Consider the following 16,226-nt stretch of genomic DNA (forward strand, 5'->3'; position numbering starts at 1 on the left):
GTGCCAGGATGAACACATGTTCGATGGACTGCGCACGATCGTGTATCCGGCCGACGACCTGGCCGCGGCCAAGGAGTGGTGGACCCGCGTCCTCGGGGTGCCGCCGTACTTCGACGAGCCGTTCTACGTCGGCTACAGCGTGCACGGCTACGAGCTGGCGCTCGATCCGAACGGCCGCGCGGAGAACGGCGACGGGCCGGTGACGTACTGGGGAGTGTCCGATGTGGAAGCCGCGGTGGCGAAGCTGGTCGGGGAGGGGGCGGTCGAACACTCGGCGGTGACCGATTTCGGCGGCGGGATCCGGACCGCGCTGGTGCGCGCGCCGGACGGGAACCTGGTCGGGGTGATCGAGAACCCGCACTTCCCGGGCGCCCCGGCCTGACGACGAAGCGACCGTAAAGCTGGCGCCGCCGGTGAGCGGCCGCGCACTCGTGGTGGCCGCGCGCAGAGCCCGGACCTGCGCGGACTGTCGGATTCGGACGATCGCGGCTACGGTGGTCACCGAGCGTGAATACGTACCGGCGAACTCGGCGGAGGTGCGCGGCATGCGGTCGATGTGGAAGGGCTCGGTGTCCTTCGGGCTGGTCAGCATCCCGATCCAGCTGTACGCGGCGACCGAGAACAAGAACGTGTCGCTGCGCCAGGTGCACGTCGCCGACGGCGGGCGGATCCAGTACAAGCGGTTCTGCTCCATCGACGGCGAAGAGGTGCCCTACTCCGACATCGCCAAGGGGTACGAACTGCCCGACGGCGAGATGGTCGTGATCACCGACGCCGACCTCGCCGAACTGCCGCTGCCCACCCAGCGTTCGATCGACGTGCTCGAATTCGTGCCGCTGGAGTCGATCGACCCGATCCGGTTCGACCGCACCTACTACCTGGAGCCGCAGAAGAACGCGGTCAAGCCGTACATCGTGCTGCGCGACGCGCTGCAGAAGGCCAGCCACGTGGCGATCGCGAAGGTCGCGGTGCGCCAGCGGGAGAGCCTGGCGCTGCTGCGCGTCGTGGACGACGTGCTCGTGATGACCACGATGCTGTGGGCCGACGAGGTCCGGGTCCCGGATTTCCCGTTCCTGCGCGAGGACCCGCCGCAGGTCCGCCCGCAGGAGGTGACGATGGCCGGCTCGCTGATCGACTCGCTGTCCGAGCCGGTGTTCGAACCGGAGAAATACTCGGACTCCTACCGGGAAGCGCTCGAAGCGATGATCGAGGCGAAGGCGGGCGGCGGCGAGACGGTCGGCGCGCCGAAACAGGGGGAGAAGGCCGAGGTCGTCGACCTGATGGCGGCGCTGGAGGCGAGCGTGTCGGCGGCGAAGAAGACCCGCGGGCCCGCCAAGGAGACGAAAAAGGCCGCCGGCGAAGGCAAAACGGCGGCCAAGAAACCGGCCCGGCGGCCGAAAAGCGCCTGACCGGCGCGAAACCGCCGGTACCGCGCGGGCGAACCGCGGGCAAGGCTGTTCCACAGCGCGGAACAGTGAATTTTCTCCGCCGCCGTCCGGAAAATGCCGATCGTCACGCCCGGTGAGCACGCGCGCCCGACTTCACCGGATGGGGAGCCCGACACGCCGCCGGGTATCCTGCGACGGCGAGTTTTCCAGTGGTACCAAAGAGGAGTCCGGCCCCGGAGCACCTGGCGCCGGGGATTCGAAAACCTGAGCGGAAGGCGGCTGAGCATGGAGTGCGCGTTCTGCACGAGCGGCATCGACCACTGTCACGGAACCCTGGTGGTCCACCCGGACCGCGGGTTCGCCGAGTGCACCGACCCGTCCTGCCTGGACCTCGACCGGGTCCGGCACGGCCTGATCATCGACTGTCACACCCTCGACGCGGACTGCGCCTGCACCGGAGCGGGGAAACCCCTGCTGCGGCAGGCTTCCTGACCTCCGGCGATCCCAGGGGACGTCACGCTGCGCGGCCGGCGCATCTGTACCCGATCGGGTACCGGGTCGTGTACAAGCTGCTTGGCAGTGTGCTAACACTACCGGGGGTCCTTCGGCTCTCCCTCCCCCTCGGAGCCGGAGGACCCCTTTCAGCGCGCACGCCCCGGATCGCCCGGCAGCCGCTCAGTACCAGTGCGCCCGGCCGCCCACGCGACGGCCGGCGGCCCCGGCGATCGCCACCGCGGCTCCGGCCACGGCGAGGATGATCCCGACCGTCCACAGCACCGGGATGCCGAACACGAGCAGGATGATTCCGAGAGTGAGCACGAGGCGCTCTCCTTGAGGCAGGCGGGCGGCCGCCCGGCGGGTGCCGGGCAGCCGGTGCGCACTCCAGGAGGGTCGCCGCCGCGCACCGGGCGGAAACGGGGGCATCCGGCGCAGCCCCTGCTCCGTCCGGCGGAGTCCGGCGCTTCCGGCGTCAGTAGCGGTAATGGTCCAATTTGTACGGACCGTCCACATCCACGCCGATGTACTCGGCCTGTTCCTTGCTCAGCTTCGTCAACCGGACACCGAGCGCGTCCAGGTGCAGCCGCGCGACCTTCTCGTCAAGGTGCTTCGGCAGCCGGTACACGTCATTCGCGTAGTCGCCCGGCTTGGTGAACAGCTCGATCTGCGCGAGCACCTGGTTCGCGAACGAAGCGGACATCACGAACGACGGGTGCCCGGTCGCGTTGCCGAGGTTCATCAGCCTGCCCTCGGACAGCACGATGATCGCGTGCCCGTCCGGGAACCGCCACGTGTGCACCTGCGGTTTGACCTCGGTCTTGACGATGCCCGGGATCTTCGCCAGCCCGGCCATGTCGATCTCGTTGTCGAAGTGCCCGACGTTCGCGACGATCGCCTGGTGCTTCATCCGCGCCATCTGCGCGGCGGAAATGATGCCGAAGTTGCCGGTGGTGGTGAGGAAAATGTCGGCGCGCTCGACGACGTCGTCGAGTTCCACTACGTCGAGCCCGTCCATCGCGGCCTGCAGCGCACAGATCGGGTCGATCTCGGTCACCACGACGCGCGCGCCCTGTCCGCGCAGCGCCTCGACCGCGCCCTTGCCGACGTCGCCGTACCCGCACACGACCGCGTATTTTCCGCCGATCATCACGTCCGTGCCGCGGTTGAGGCCGTCCGGGAGCGAATGGCGGATTCCGTACTTGTTGTCGAACTTCGACTTGGTGACCGAGTCGTTGACGTTCATCGCCGGGAACAGCAGTTCGCCGCTGGCCGCGAGCTGGTAGAGCCGGTTCACGCCGGCCGTGGTCTCCTCGGTGACCCCGCGCATCGCGCCGGCGATCCGGGTGAACCGCCGCGGATCCTCGGCCAGGCTGGCGGTGAGGGTGCGCAGCAGGATCCGGTAGTCCTCCGGGTCGTCCTCGTGCGCGGCGGGCACCGCGCCGGCCTTCTCGAACTCGGCTCCCTTGTGGACGAGCAGGGTCGCGTCGCCGCCGTCGTCGAGGATCATGTTCGGCAGTGCGCCGCCGGGGAAACGGAACAGCTGATCGGTGCACCACCAGTATTCGTCGAGGGTTTCGCCCTTCCACGCGAAGACCGCGGTGCCCTCGGGGCGTTCCGGAGTCCCGTTTCGGCCGACGACGACGGCCGCGGCCGCCTCGTCCTGGGTGGAGAAGATGTTGCAGGACACCCAGCGCACCTCGGCGCCGAGCGCGACGAGCGTTTCGATCAGCACCGCGGTCTGCACGGTCATGTGCAGCGAGCCCGCGATGCGCGCGCCCTTGAGCGGCTGGGACTCCGCGAACTCGCGGCGGATGGCCATCAGGCCGGGCATCTCGTGCTCGGCGAGGTCGAGCTGGATGCGTCCGGCCGGGGCGAGCGACAGGTCGGCGACCGCGAACTCCAGGCCGTCGGCGGTACGCAGGGTGGGCGACATTTTTCCGGTCCTTTCCAGGGTTTTCGGCAGAATGGGGCACGGACGCCTTGCTGGCGCCCGAAAAGGGAGGCGTGCGCGGTGCGGATCAGGCCAGAATGAGCGGCATGACGGAGCGCGCGTTGAGTTTTGGGTCGGTGGCTGCGGCGTACGAGCGGTTCCGCCCGGGGTATCCCGCCGAATTAGTAGAGAAGGTGCTGGACTACGCGGGCGCGCCGGTGGCCGACGCGCTCGAAATCGGGGCCGGGACAGGGAAAATGACCCGGCTGTTCGCGGCGCGGGGGATCGCGGTCACCGCGACCGACCCGGATCCGGCGATGCTCGCCGAACTGCGCAAACACGTTTCCGCCGAGATTCGCCAGGGCGCGCTGGAAGACCTGCGGCCGGATCAGCAGTACGGCCTCGTGTACTCGGCTTCGGCGCTGCACTGGACGGACCCGTCCGGGCGGTGGCCGCGCATCGCCGCGTTGCTCGCTCCGGGCGGGGTGTTCGCGTCGTTCGGCGGACCCGTCGAACCGGCGGATCCCGCGGTGCGGAAAGCGATCGAGGACGCGCAGGCTCCGTTTCTGGAGAGCGCGCAGCTCCCGTCGCCGGACGGCACGCCGCCGGAGAACGAACTCCAGTGGCCGGGCACCGAACTCGAGCGGTCGGAGTTGTTCGCCGACGTCCGGCAGGTCGTCGTCCAGCAGCGCTTGACGCTGAGCGCGGACGACCTCGTCGGGCTGTTTTCCACCGTCTCGGCGTACCTGATACTGCCGATTTCGGTGCGGGAACAGGTTTTCCAGCGGATCCGGCGGGCTTTGCCGGATACGATCGAGCTGGTCTCCGACCACACGGCGCACCTCGCACGACGGTGCTGACCGGGCCGGAATCGCCAGTGGCACGCGACACCTCCTGAATCAGGAGGCGCCCTTCACTCGCGTTCTCGCGGGCCGAGCGTGGCGGGGAAACCCCGTCGCAGCGCCTCTCGGCCCCGAGCCGCGCCCCGGCGGGCGCGTGGGTTCCACCTTGGCAAGGCCGGTCCGGGCCTGTCAAGCGCGCGGGAACTCCGCCCGGACGCCGAGCAGCCGCACCGGTTTGCCGAAACTGAAGCGCCCCAACACTTCCTGCGCCGCCGCGGCGAGCACCGCCGGATCCGACGTCGGTGCGGGCAGCGTCACGCTGTGCGTGTGCGTGAGGAACGGCGCGAACCGCACCTTGACCGCGACGCGCGCCGCAGGACGCCCTTCGTCGGCGACGTCCTGCGCGACGCGGGCGGCAAGGGTCGCGGTCTCCTTCGCGATGGCCGCGGGGTCGGTGAGATCTTGCTGGAATGTCGTTTCCCTGCTTCGGGAACGTGCTACGTACGGGGTCGCGCTGACCTCGTTGTCGCCGATGCCGCCAGCCAGCAGGCGGTACCACGGGCCCAGCTTCGGCCCGAACCTCGCCGCGAGCGCGTCCGGGTCGGCGGCGGCGAGGTCGAGAATGGTGGAATACCCGGCCTCGGCGAGTTTCTTCGCGGTTTTCCGGCCGATTCCCCACAACGCGTCCGTGGGTCTTTCCGCCATCACGTCCCACCAGTTTTCCTGGGTGAGCCGGTAAATTCCGGCCGGTTTCGCGAAACCGGTGGCAAGCTTGGCGCGGAGCTTGTTGTCGCCGATTCCGACTGAGGACGAAAGCCCGGTTTCCTCCTCGATGCCGCGTCGGATTTCCGCCGCGAGTGCTTCGGGGTCGTCGGCGGTCGCACCGAGGAAAGCTTCGTCCCAGCCGAGCACTTCGACGACCACCGGGAACTCCCGGAGCCGCGCCATGACGCGGTCGGAGACTTCCTGGTACGCCGGGGCGTCGACGGGGAGGAGGACGGCGTCCGGACAGCGTTTGACGGCCAGCCGCAGCGGCATGCCGGAGTCGATGCCGAACTCCCGCGCCTCGTAGGACGCGGTGGCCACGACGGCGCGCTCGGCGGGATCGCCGTTCCCGCCGACGATCACCGGCCGTCCCCGCAACTCCGGCCGCCGGGCGACCTCGACGGCGGCGATGAACTGGTCGAGGTCGACATGCAGCACCCACTCGGACACGTGACCAGTGTGCGGTGCGCGGGGCGGGCGGCGCATCCGGAAATGGGGCGCGCATCGGCGAGGCGGCGTTCCGGGCGAGAGCCGGTTCGGTGCTCGCGGCGCGGTTCTCAGGGGGATGGCGGAGGTGGGTGACGGACTAGCGGTGCGTCGGAGAGGCGGCGTTCATGCCCGGGAATCGAGGCTCAGCGCACTCTGATGCGTCGCAGTCCGAGTTGGACGCGGGTCAACCCGAACCGCAACCGTCCGCAACTCCGGCAGCCAGTGTCAGCCGGTCACCCGCGGTCGCGGCACCCGGCGACGTGCGCGGCCACCCCGCCCGCCGCTGCGAACAGGGAGCACACCGTCAACACTGGGCTCGACCCGACGAGACCGGCCACCAGCAGGCCGCACGCGGCGACGTCCAGCAGGATCGCGAACGCGGTCAGCAGCGCGGCCGAGCGGGCCGGTTTGCCCCGGCGCAGGGCGGCGGCCAGTTCCGGGTCGCTGGTTTCGAACCAGCGCTCGATCTTGTCCAGCTCGACGCGTTCGTGGTGACTGAGCATGGAAGTCTCCTTCGGCGGCCCGCCTGCCGTCCCGGAGGAAGTACCCGGCCCGTCGCGTCGTGAACCGCGTCACCTTCGATTCACCCGACTGCCCGAATCCGGCGCGAATCCGGGCAGCCTCGGTCACGGTGCGCTGTCGGCGAGACCGTCCACATAGGTCACGGAGCGCAAGCAGGTTCCGGGCCGACGTAGCCCTCGCGGGATGAGTCGTCGATGCCGACCTCGCACGGGATCGACGGGTCCACGCGGTTGCCCTCGACGCGCGCGCCGGTCGAGTGGATCGCCAAGCCGATCGCGTGGTCCGGGCCCGCGGCGAAGGTGTTGCCGGTGATGGTGGCCTGCTGGACGTCCTCGAACATCAGCGTCTGCGAAGCCACGAGCGTTTCGCAAAAATTGTCCTTGACGAGGAAATCGGTGGTGTGTCCTTTTCCGTCGCCCTCGCCGTCGTTCGGGCCTTCCGCCATCAGGCACATGTTGTCGATTTTCTCGCAGCGGTTTCCTTCGATCCGGATGTGATTGCTCGGCGGGCTGTCGCTGGAAAAGGTTTGCATGCAGTCGGCGTGCGCGCCGTCGCGGTTCGCCGTCTTGCTGATCGTGTTGTGCTCGATGGCGATGTAGTCGCCGAAGAACCGGATGCCGTCGCCGTCGCCGCCGTGCGGGGCGGTAATCCTGGTGTTCTTCAGGGTCACGTGATTGCCGCGGATTTCGACGCCGGGCGCGGACGGTTCGTCGAGGACGAAGCCGTCCAGGACGACCCAATCGGCGTCGACGTCGATGCCGGATACGGATTTCGCACCGCCGGTGTACACGCGCGGCTGATTCGGCGTGCCGCCCGCGGTGATGTGCAGGCGGGAATCGGCGGCGTGTGCGGCCGGGGCGAAGACGGCCGCCAGCACAGCGGCGGCAGCCAGGAAGAGGGCGCGCATCGGAACTCCTTCGATCGCGCGGACGGGGACCTCGGCGAAGGTAGGGCGCAGCGGCGGGAGGGGTCCCGGGCCGCTTTCTGCCGACGGAGGCGATGCAGTATCGTTACTGCGAGTTACCTCACAGGGGTCAGGCCACGCCGAGGGGAGCGTCGGTGGACGCGGACCAGCTGATCGCGGACCGGTACCGGCTGCGGGAACGGGTGGGCAGCGGCGGCATGGGCGTCGTCTGGCGGGCCCACGACGACCGGCTCGGCCGCGAGGTGGCGCTCAAACAGGCCCGGCTGTCCGACGTCGTGAGCGGGCGGACGCTGCGCCGCGAGGCCCGGCTGGCGGCCGGGGTGCTGCACCCGAACGTGGTCACTTTCTTCGACGTCGCGGCCGACGGCGACGAACTGTGGCTCGTGATGGAGTACGTCCCGTCGCGCAGCCTCGCGGAAATCCTCGCTGCGGAGGGAAGGCTGCCCGCGCGCACGGTCGCCGAAATCGGCGTGCAGATCTCGGCGGCGCTCGGCGCGGTGCACGCGCACGGCATCGTGCACCGCGACGTCAAGCCGGGCAACGTCCTGATCGCCTCGGACGGCCGCGCGAAGCTCACCGACTTCGGCATCTCCCGTTCGGTCCGCACGGACGAGACGGTGACCGATTCGCCGCTCATCGGCGGCACGCCGGACTACCTCGCCCCGGAGGTCGCGCAAGGGCATCCGCCCACCGCGGCGTCGGACGTTTTTTCGTTGGGGGCGACGCTTTTCGCCGCTGTCGAGGGCAAGGCGCCGTTCTCGGGCGGCAACGAGTACGCCACGATCCGCCGGGTCGCCGAGGGGTCGGTTCCGCCGACCCGGCACGCGGACGGGCTCGCCCCGACGCTGGAACGGCTGATGCGGCTCGACCCCGCCGAGCGGCCGAGCGCGGTGGCGGCGGGGGAACTGCTGGCCGAGGGGATCGACTCGCTGCCGGTCGTGGTGCCGCGACCGCCCGGCAAGCGGCGCGGGCTGCTGATCGCCGGGGTGGTCGTCGCGGCGGCGGCGGTCGTGGTCGCCACGTATTTCGTGACGCGCCCGGCGAAAACCTCCCCGCCGGTCGCGCCGGTGGCCCAGACGAAGCTCGGGCTCGGCCCCGATCCGAGGGCCGCGGATCCGTGCCGGCTGGTCGATCCCGCGCCGCTGAAACCGTTCGGCGAACCGGAAGTCGTCCCGGACTACGGGAACTTCAACCGCTGCGACGTGATCCTGCACCAGGGCGACCTGAAGGCGGATGTCCTGACGGAGCTGCACGATCCGCCGGCCGCGCCGCTGGAGGGCACGCAGTCGAAGTCCGGGCCGTTCACGGTGTTCGGCGCCGCGGACAAGGACCAGTGCGTGCGGCAGATCCCGCTGCAGGACCGATTCGTGGTGCAAGTGACGGCCAAGAAACAGGACGACGCCTACAAGCTCGACCTGTGCCAGGCCGCCGACGCCGCAGTCGCTTCGGCGACGAAAGCCATGACGACGGCCGGGGTTCCGGCGCGCGCGACCGCGTTCCCGGCGGGTTCGCTGGCGTACGTGGACGCGTGTTCGCTGCTCGACGCGGTCACGGTCGCCTCGACGGCCCGGGTCGTCGCGCCGGTCCAGATCAAGCCCGGTTTCAGCGGCTGGTGGTGCGACTGGAAGAGCCCGGCGAGCGACCGTTCGGTCACCGTCATGTTCGACCGGGACCAGCCGCCGGACAGCACGACCGGCCAGCTCGTGCAGATCGGCGGGCACGACGCGTATCTCAAGACCAACGATTACGCCGACGGCAGCTGCCAGGCGGTCCTCGTCTACCGTTCCTACACCGACGCGCACGGGGAACCGAGGGTGGAACGGCTGCGGGTCGTGGTGAAGGGCGACGGGCCGCCGGAACAGCTGTGCGCGCCGGCGTCCGCGTTGGCCGGTTCGCTGGCCGGAAAGCTGCCGAAGAAATGACCGCGTTTCCCGCACCGCCGCAACAGCTGGGCCCGGATCACGGCAGCCTCGCGCACGGCGTCCCGCCTTCCCCTCCGGGCACGATTTTCGCGCTCGCCGTCACCGGCGGCGTGCGGATGCCGCCGCGCGACGGCAGGCAGGTGCTGTTCGGGCGCAACCGCGACGACGTGCACGTGTGCGTCGGCGAGGACGACCGGAAAGTCAGCAGGCAGCAGGGATTCCTGGTGCGCCGCAGGGATTCCTGGTGGATCCACAACACCGGGAAGCTGCCGATCCGGCTGCCCGGTTCGCGGCTGCTGTTCCCGGAGGAGGAACCGGTGCCGCTGGCCGAGGGCTACACCGCGGCGTTCGTGCGCGGATCGGCCGGGCGGGAGCATCTGCTGGAGGTGTACGTCGCGGGCGCGGACGGCCGCCGGCCGGATTCGCGGCCGCAGGACGTCACCGAACCGCCGCGGATGTGGCGGCTCACGCCGGACGAACGGCTCGTCCTGGTTTCGCTGGCGCAGCGGTATCTGCTGCAGGACCAGTATCCGCAGCCGCTCGCGTGGCGGCAGGTGGCGGAGCAGCTGTCCGAGCTGAATCCGGAAGCGCCCTGGACCGGCAAGCGCGTGGAACACCTCGTCGGCGCGGTGCGCACCCGGCTGGCGCGCGCCGGGGTCGCCGGGCTGACCAGGGAAGAGGTCGGCGAGCCGGTCGGGAACGCGTTGAACGACAACCTGATCAAGGAACTCCTGCTGTCGACGTCGCTGGTCCCGCCGGACCTGGCGCTGCTCGAACCCGGCGACGATCCGGGAGGGGTCCCGGCTCCGCCTGCTTGACTCGCGGTGCGCGGCGGATCCGGCCCCGCGCCCCCGGAGGGCCGTCGCGGTCGCCCGGCCGGGGCCGGCAGCGGCTGCGCGGGGGGTGTCCGTGGCAGGGGAGGCGATGCGGACGCTGCCCGCGGGACACCCGAGCCTCGCGCTCGGGTTCGCGTCGCCGCCGGGCACGCTGGCGGTGCTGGGACGCGCGGGGGGAGTCCTGGTGCCGCCGGCGGCGCGCGGGCCGGTCACGTTCGGGCGGAACACCGCGGAGGTGACGGTGCCGCTCGGCGAGGACGACCGGCGGGTCAGCCGCCGCCACGGCGTGCTGGAGCAGCACGCGGGGCGGTGGTGGGTGCGGGCGACCGGCAAGGTGCCGCTGCGGCTGCCGCGGTCGCGGTTGTTGTTCGCCGGAGCCGAGCCGGTCCCGCTGCCGCCCGGCTATCTGCCGGTGTACGCGCGCGGTTCGGGGGATCGCGAGCACGTGCTGGAGGTGCGGATCGCCGACGGGACGCCGACGCCGGCCCCGGCCGGGCGGCTGCGGCCGGACGAACGGCTCGTGCTCGCGATGGTGGCGCGGGGGTTCTTGCGGTGGGAGGAACGGCCGCGTCCGGTGCCGGTTTCGTTGGCGGCGCGCCGGTTGTCCGCGCTGGATCCCGATGGCGGCTGGACCGCGGAGGTCGTGACGGCGGTGCTGGACTCGGTGCGGTTCCGGTTCCGTCCGGGGTCCGCGGACGACGATCTGGTGGCGGCGCTGGTGTCGGCGGCGGTGTTGGTGCCGCCGGATCTGGCGTTGCTGTCGCCTGCGTTGCCGCCGGTGGGGGACGCGGGGTGGATGCCGGCTACGTGGGGGAGTTAGGCGGTCCGGAACGGACGGAAGAAGTCGCGAAGTTCCCGCGCGTACAACTCGGGTTCCTCGAACGGCGCGAAATGCCCGCCGCGCGCCGGTTCGGTGACCCGGACCGTGTTCGCCATCCGGTCGAGCCACGGACGCGGCGTGCGGACGAGATCAGCCGGGAACAGCGAGAATCCCGACGGCACTTCGACCCGCCGGGCGTACTGCTCGGGCGGGATCGCGGCGTTGGCCCGGTACATCCGCATGGCCGAGCCGATGGTGCCGGTGAGCCAGTAGATGGTGATGTTGGTGAGAATCTCGTCCTTGGTGAAGGCACGCTCGACATCTCCGTCGCAGTCGCTCCAGGCGCGGAGCTTCTCCACGATCCACGCGGCCAGCCCGGCGGGCGAATCGGTCAGCCCGACCGCGGTGGTCTGCGGTTTAGTGCGGTGCATCGAGGCGTACGCACCTTCGGCCGCGCCCCAAGCCGCGACGTCTTGGAGCCATTCGCGTTCCTCCGGCGTCACGTCGTCCGGGACGACCACGGGCAGTCCGCCGTCCATCCGGTGCACGGCGACGACCCGGTCCGGGTGGTCGAGGGCGAGGAAACGGCTGACGCTGCTGCCGATGTCGCCGCCCGCCGCGGCGAAGCGCGGGTAGCCGAGGACGGTCATCAGCTCGGCCCACAGTCCGGCGACGGCGATCGAATCGGGCGCCGGGCCGGTGGGGCGGTCGGAATAGCCGTAGCCGGGCATGTCCGGGACGACGACGTCGAACGCGTCCGCCGGGTCGCCGCCGTGCGCGCCGGGGTCGGTGAGCAGCGGGATGACCTTCGAATAGCGCCAGAACGAGTCCGGCCAGCCGTGGGTCAGCACGAGCGGCAGCGCACGCCCGCTGGGCGCGACCGCGCGGGCGTGCACGAAGTGGATCCGCGATTCGCCGAGCCGGACCCGGTAGCGCGGCAGCCGCGCGAGCGCGGCCTCCTGCTTCGCCCAGTCGAACTCTTCCGCCCAATAGGTGATCAGTTCGCGCAGGTAGCCGACGTCGGCGCCGAGCGCCCAGCCGTCCTCCGGGGCGTCCGGCCAGCGGGTCGCGCGCAGCCGGGCGCGCAGGTCGGCGAGCTGCGCGGGATCGGTTTCGGGGACGAACAATTCCGGGCGATCGGCCATGCCCGCGAGCCTACGTGATCTCGGCCGCACTCCGGGAACGCGTTTCTGTCGGTGGTTCTGGGTAGGGTCGGAATCGTTCAGGGGGAAAGGAGTTGCCCGATGACGACAGTTCCACAGGTGCGCACCCGCGTACGGATTCCGCTGCGGTTCGGCGACGGGCCCGCGGTGCCCTCGGAGGCGGTCACCTTCACGGGGCTGTCCGACGGGCTCGAGCATCTCGCCTTCGTGCTGGGCGAACCCGGTCCGGTGCCGTTGGTGCGGCTGCATTCGGAATGCCTCACCGGCGACGTCTTCGGATCCGCGCGCTGCGATTGCGGCCCGCAACTGGCGGAGTCGGTCGCGCGGATTTCCGAGGTGGGCGGGTATGTGCTCTACCTGCGGCAGGAAGGCCGCGGAATCGGGCTGTACAACAAGCTCGACGCGTACGCGTTGCAGGATTCCGGTTTGGACACCTACGCGGCGAATGCCGCGCTCGGCCTGCCGGAAGACGCGCGCGACTACACCGCCGCCGCGCAAATGCTCACCGTGCTCGGTGTAGAGCAGCTGGATCTGCTGTCGAACAACCCGGACAAGGCGGCGCAGCTGGCGCGCCACGGCATCGCGGTGCGCGAGCAGGTCCGCACCGGGGTTTTCGCGAACGAGAACAACGTCCGGTACCTGCGCGCGAAAGCCGAGCAGACCGGGCACACGCTCGCGTTGCCGTTCGAGGACTGGCCGGCTAGTTCGGCGGTGTGAGTGCGAGCCACGTATCGGACTGGTTTGGTGAGGGCGACGGACGTGGTGCGTTTGCGGTCTGACCGGGCGGCTTCGGCGTGGGTCACGCCGTCGGCGGTGTGAGGGCGGAGAAGCGGGTGAGGTTGGCGTCGCCGGGTCGCCAGTCCAGGGTGCGGACGGCTAGCTATCGGACTGGTTTGGTGAGGGCGATGGGGGAGGCGCGCTTTCGGCGGGCGGCTTCGGTGCAGGTCACGCCGTCGGCTGTGTGAGGGCGGAGATGCGGGTGAGGTTGGCGTCGCCGGGTCGCCAGTCGAGGGTGCGGACGGCTAGGTATCGGACCGGTTTGGCGAGGGTGACGGAGGTCGTGCGTTTGCGATCGGGCCGGACGGCTTCGGTGTAGGTGACGCCGTCGGTGCTGGTCTCGACGACGGTGGCGGGGATCCGCCCGGTCGTCCAGGCGAGTTCGGCGGTCGCGATCGGCAGCGGTGCGCCGAGGTCCACCACCAACCGGCCGCCGGGGCCGGGTTGCCACGCTGTCGCCGGGTTGTCGTCGACGGCGGCGTCCGGGCTGGTCATCCCCGGCGGCAGCGGTTCGGCCGGGAAGGTCACGGCGCCGAGCGCGCGGTCGTTCAGCGGGTACGGCCGGGTTCCGGCGAAGACGACGGGCACGGCCCGGCGCGGCGGCAACGCGACTGTGCGCGAACGGCCGCCGGCTGGCGTCACGGTCACGACGGTCGGCAGCAGCCCCGGCGGTGCGGTCAGGTCGACGCGGCTGGCGTCGTGCACCACGGCGGTCAGGCCGGGCGGTACGGCGGCGCCGGACATGCCGCGCACGGTGAAGCGGGGCGGTTCGATCCGGCCTTCGGCAGGAGCCAGCTCGTAGCTGAACGAACTGCCAGACTCGGTGACTTTCTGCGTGCCTCGGTACAGCAGCAGTGCGGCGCGATCCTGGCGCAGCGCGGCGGTTCCGGCCGCAGCGGTGGCGGAAAGGTTTGCCAGCACTAGGAAATCGTCCGTCACGCTCGTGTGGATTTCGGTCGCGGTGGCGCGGGCCCGCTGGGCGAGCTTCGGCAGGTTCGCGCGGCCGGGATACAGCTCGGCCAGCAGCGGCGCGGGCGGACCGGCGGAGAGCGTGACGTGGTCGCTCGTGACGGTGAGCGGATTCGGGCTGGTGACGACGATCCCGGCCCGGCCGTCGATGTCCAGCCAGCCGCCGGTGCTGTGCAGCGCGGGCGTGGGGTAGGTCGCGACTGGGGTCCAGGTGGCACCGTCGGGCGAGGTTTCGATCCGGTACTTCCGTCCGGCGGCGGCCTCCCAGCTCAGGCGCACACTGCTGAACCGTTGCGGTGCACCGAGATCGACGGCCAGCCAGCTGTCCGCCCGTGGACGGTCCGATGTGGACACTGCCCAGCGTGTCGCAGAATTGCCGTCGGTGGCGTACTTCGCCTCCTTGCCCGGCGCGGCCGACGACGCGGACGCGGTTCCCGCCAGCGCGAGGTCAGGGCCGTCGCCGTCATGGATTTCGAATGACCAGAGCGAGTAGCCGTACTGCGGATCCGGCTGCACGCCAAGCATCCGTACGTGCCGCGCGGTCACCGCAGCGAAGCTCAGCTCATCAGTACGGGCACCGGTCGACCCGGACTGTGCCGGGAGCGTCACTGCGCCCTCGGCGGCGGTGTAGGTGCGATCGCCATCGAGGCCGGGAACGCCTGGCATGGCAAGGTTGTAGACGTTGAGCACCCCTTCGTCCGTCGCGACGCCGGTGCTGGCGTAGACCGCGGCACCGGTGGGAAGAGTGGCGAGCACTGCGTATCCCGTGTCGAACCGCAGGACGCCGACGGTGCCATTGAATCCGTCACGCACCTTGCGATACACCGTGGCATGGCGTTCGCGCACGGCGATGTTCGTGGCGGGCAGCAGCATCGGGTTCGCTCCGCCGAGGACGAACAGCCAGTCGTCATGGTTCGGCTGCCAGGCGAATTTCACGAAACCGGGTTTGCTGACGGTCGCGGCCCACGCGGCGGGGGAGCGGTGCGCCAGCAGACCCGGCCCGGCGCCGAAATCGGCGGCGCGAGCGGCGTGGGCGTCGAATTCTTCCTTGCGCACCGCACTGATCGGGCCTCCGTGGTCGGCGCGCCATTCGTGCAGCAGGTAGCTGATGGCGAGTTCGGCGCGGGCTTCCGGTTCGTACTTGGGTTCGCCGGAGAACTTCGTGATCCGGTCGACCGGCGGGTACGCCTGGTACGGCTCCAGCCGCGCGGCCAGCTGGGCCTCGGCGTAAGCGGCGTAGCGGTCGCCGAGCACCTGGGCGCGGAAGGCGAGCGGGATGACGTCGCGGCCGTAGAGGTGTTCGCGGTCGGCGACCATCGGCATCAGCGGTTCGCCGGCGTCGCTGGTCATCAGGAGCATGGTGCGCCACAGCAGTTCGCCGTTCGGCTGCGCGGCGAGCACCTCCGGCAGCGGGACGCCGGCGGCGAGGAAGTGCATCGCGTTGCGGCCGGACGTGCGCCAGAGTTCTTCCTGGTAGTGCGGGCCGAACGAGCCGTGGTTCTCGACGAGGAACGTGTCGTACAGGTTGGTCGCGGTGTTGTCGCTGACCGGTTTTCCGTCCACCAGCCGGGGATTCGCCAGATCAGCCGCGGGCAGACCGCCCTCGTTGCGGCTCCAGGAACCGAACGCCGCGCGCCATCCGGGAGCGCGCGGATCGTTCGGCGCCCAGGCGAGCGCCGGGGCGAGCGACTGCGCGTAGACGCCCATCTCTTCGAGCTTCGTGTCGCCGGCGTAGCCGCCGCGCAGGCCGTTGGGCGTCCAGTCGCCGGAGGCAGGGTCGTTGCCGGTGCCGAGGCTGGTCGTGTAGGCGGCCTGTTCGGTGGCGATGCGCTCGACGTTCCGTTGCGTCGCGGCGTCCAGCTCTGTCCACAAGAGACGGGCAGCGAGCTGGAAGTAGGACTGGAAAGTGGTGTCGAAGAACAGCTTCCGGCCCCATTCGGCGCCGCCGGTGAGCCGGTTCGAGGCGGCGAAGTGCTTGATGGTGGCGAGGGTGTGCCCGCGGAGAGTTTCGCGGTCGACTCCGGCGATGGCTGCGTCGTAACCGTCGCGGGTCAGCAGCAGGGCGTTGCCGAGGACGACCGCGAAGGTGAAGTCGCGGGCGGGGTAGATCCCGGCCGTCCGGTCGAACTGCTGCTCGGCCCAGCGGGTGTGCCGGAGGAGGATCCGCAGGTACGTCGCGGAGACAGGATCCGGCGCGGACCGGGGTGCCGCCCTCGCTGTCCCCGAGGTCAGGAGGAGCGCCGCGCCAGCGCCCGCGAGACCGAGCGCCTGCCGCCGGGTGAACCCGTCCATCGCGCGTCCTCCAGGATCGCTGACAACCTTGTCAACGCGGATTCTGTGCGGCGGCCGAGCGCCCGGGCAAGCATCCCGGCCGATCCCG

At 70.6% G+C, this 16,226-nt stretch carries 15 protein-coding genes; 8 read left to right on the forward strand and 7 right to left on the reverse strand.

The genetic code is table 11. The features are described from left to right. Window positions 1-16: 16 nt before the first annotated feature. The 3 genes from AB5I40_RS01180 to AB5I40_RS01190 all read left to right on the forward strand — a co-directional run bounded on the left by AB5I40_RS01180 (window position 17) and on the right by AB5I40_RS01190 (window position 1,880). Window positions 17-382, forward strand: a complete 366-nt coding sequence (locus AB5I40_RS01180; protein WP_370936535.1) for a VOC family protein — start codon at window positions 17-19, stop codon at window positions 380-382. A 163-nt stretch (window positions 383-545) separates the two neighbouring features. Further along, window positions 546-1,409, forward strand: coding sequence for a Ku protein (locus AB5I40_RS01185; protein ID WP_370936536.1), 864 nt, complete (start codon window positions 546-548; stop codon window positions 1,407-1,409). Between the two features lie 264 nt (window positions 1,410-1,673). Further along, window positions 1,674-1,880: a hypothetical protein gene (locus AB5I40_RS01190; RefSeq protein ID WP_354746612.1), complete on the forward strand. Its 207-nt coding sequence runs from the start codon at window positions 1,674-1,676 to the stop codon at window positions 1,878-1,880. Window positions 1,881-2,063: 183 nt separating this feature from the next. Here AB5I40_RS01190 and AB5I40_RS01195 read toward each other — a convergent pair whose 3' ends face one another. Continuing rightward, window positions 2,064-2,207 (reverse strand): hypothetical protein, encoded by a 144-nt coding sequence (locus AB5I40_RS01195; protein WP_370936537.1) that lies wholly within the window; start codon window positions 2,205-2,207, stop codon window positions 2,064-2,066. Between the two features lie 151 nt (window positions 2,208-2,358). Continuing rightward, window positions 2,359-3,819 carry an adenosylhomocysteinase gene (ahcY, locus tag AB5I40_RS01200; protein WP_370936538.1) on the reverse strand — a complete coding sequence of 487 codons (1,461 nt, stop codon included), beginning with the start codon at window positions 3,817-3,819 and terminating at the stop codon, window positions 2,359-2,361. A gap of 104 nt (window positions 3,820-3,923) precedes the next feature. On the opposite strand from ahcY, the gene AB5I40_RS01205 reads away from it, so the two are divergent. Continuing rightward, window positions 3,924-4,676 (forward strand): trans-aconitate 2-methyltransferase, encoded by a 753-nt coding sequence (locus tag AB5I40_RS01205; RefSeq protein ID WP_370936539.1) that lies wholly within the window; start codon window positions 3,924-3,926, stop codon window positions 4,674-4,676. 171 nt (window positions 4,677-4,847) lie between these two features. Here the strand turns inward: AB5I40_RS01205 and AB5I40_RS01210 are convergent, their stop codons facing one another. The 3 genes from AB5I40_RS01210 to AB5I40_RS01220 all read right to left on the reverse strand — a co-directional run bounded on the left by AB5I40_RS01210 (window position 4,848) and on the right by AB5I40_RS01220 (window position 7,341). Further along, window positions 4,848-5,909 carry a DNA polymerase IV gene (locus AB5I40_RS01210; RefSeq protein WP_370936540.1) on the reverse strand — a complete coding sequence of 354 codons (1,062 nt, stop codon included), beginning with the start codon at window positions 5,907-5,909 and terminating at the stop codon, window positions 4,848-4,850. Window positions 5,910-6,145: 236 nt separating this feature from the next. Next, window positions 6,146-6,415 (reverse strand): DUF3040 domain-containing protein, encoded by a 270-nt coding sequence (locus tag AB5I40_RS01215; RefSeq protein ID WP_370936541.1) that lies wholly within the window; start codon window positions 6,413-6,415, stop codon window positions 6,146-6,148. Between the two features lie 158 nt (window positions 6,416-6,573). Then, the gene (locus AB5I40_RS01220; RefSeq protein WP_370936542.1) at window positions 6,574-7,341 is read right to left on the reverse strand and encodes a hypothetical protein; all 768 of its coding nucleotides are present in this window, start codon (window positions 7,339-7,341) and stop codon (window positions 6,574-6,576) included. 152 nt (window positions 7,342-7,493) lie between these two features. On the opposite strand from AB5I40_RS01220, the gene AB5I40_RS01225 reads away from it, so the two are divergent. The 3 genes from AB5I40_RS01225 to AB5I40_RS01235 all read left to right on the forward strand — a co-directional run bounded on the left by AB5I40_RS01225 (window position 7,494) and on the right by AB5I40_RS01235 (window position 10,937). Then, entirely contained in the window at window positions 7,494-9,281 is a 1,788-nt protein-coding gene (locus tag AB5I40_RS01225) for a serine/threonine-protein kinase (RefSeq protein ID WP_370936543.1), read from the forward strand. Continuing rightward, the gene (locus tag AB5I40_RS01230) at window positions 9,278-10,099 is read left to right on the forward strand and encodes an FHA domain-containing protein (protein WP_370936544.1); all 822 of its coding nucleotides are present in this window, start codon (window positions 9,278-9,280) and stop codon (window positions 10,097-10,099) included. Before AB5I40_RS01225 ends, AB5I40_RS01230 begins: the two co-directional genes overlap by 4 nt. Window positions 10,100-10,205: 106 nt before the next feature. Further along, a complete protein-coding gene (locus AB5I40_RS01235; RefSeq protein ID WP_370936545.1) occupies window positions 10,206-10,937 on the forward strand; it encodes an FHA domain-containing protein in 732 nt (243 codons plus the stop codon). Here AB5I40_RS01235 and AB5I40_RS01240 read toward each other — a convergent pair. Continuing rightward, window positions 10,934-12,082 carry an epoxide hydrolase family protein gene (locus AB5I40_RS01240; protein ID WP_370936546.1) on the reverse strand — a complete coding sequence of 383 codons (1,149 nt, stop codon included), beginning with the start codon at window positions 12,080-12,082 and terminating at the stop codon, window positions 10,934-10,936. The two genes, AB5I40_RS01235 and AB5I40_RS01240, sit on opposite strands and share 4 nt — an antisense overlap. Window positions 12,083-12,181: 99 nt before the next feature. Between AB5I40_RS01240 and ribA the strand changes: the two genes are divergently transcribed. Then, complete coding sequence (gene ribA, locus AB5I40_RS01245) at window positions 12,182-12,817, forward strand: GTP cyclohydrolase II (protein WP_370936548.1); 636 nt, start codon at window positions 12,182-12,184, stop codon at window positions 12,815-12,817. A gap of 228 nt (window positions 12,818-13,045) precedes the next feature. Here ribA and AB5I40_RS01250 read toward each other — a convergent pair whose 3' ends face one another. Next, window positions 13,046-16,138, reverse strand: a complete 3,093-nt coding sequence (locus AB5I40_RS01250) for a discoidin domain-containing protein (RefSeq protein ID WP_370936550.1) — start codon at window positions 16,136-16,138, stop codon at window positions 13,046-13,048. Window positions 16,139-16,226 lie beyond the last annotated feature (88 nt).

Source organism: Amycolatopsis sp. cg13 (genome assembly GCF_041346965.1).
Lineage (GTDB): Bacteria > Actinomycetota > Actinomycetes > Mycobacteriales > Pseudonocardiaceae > Amycolatopsis.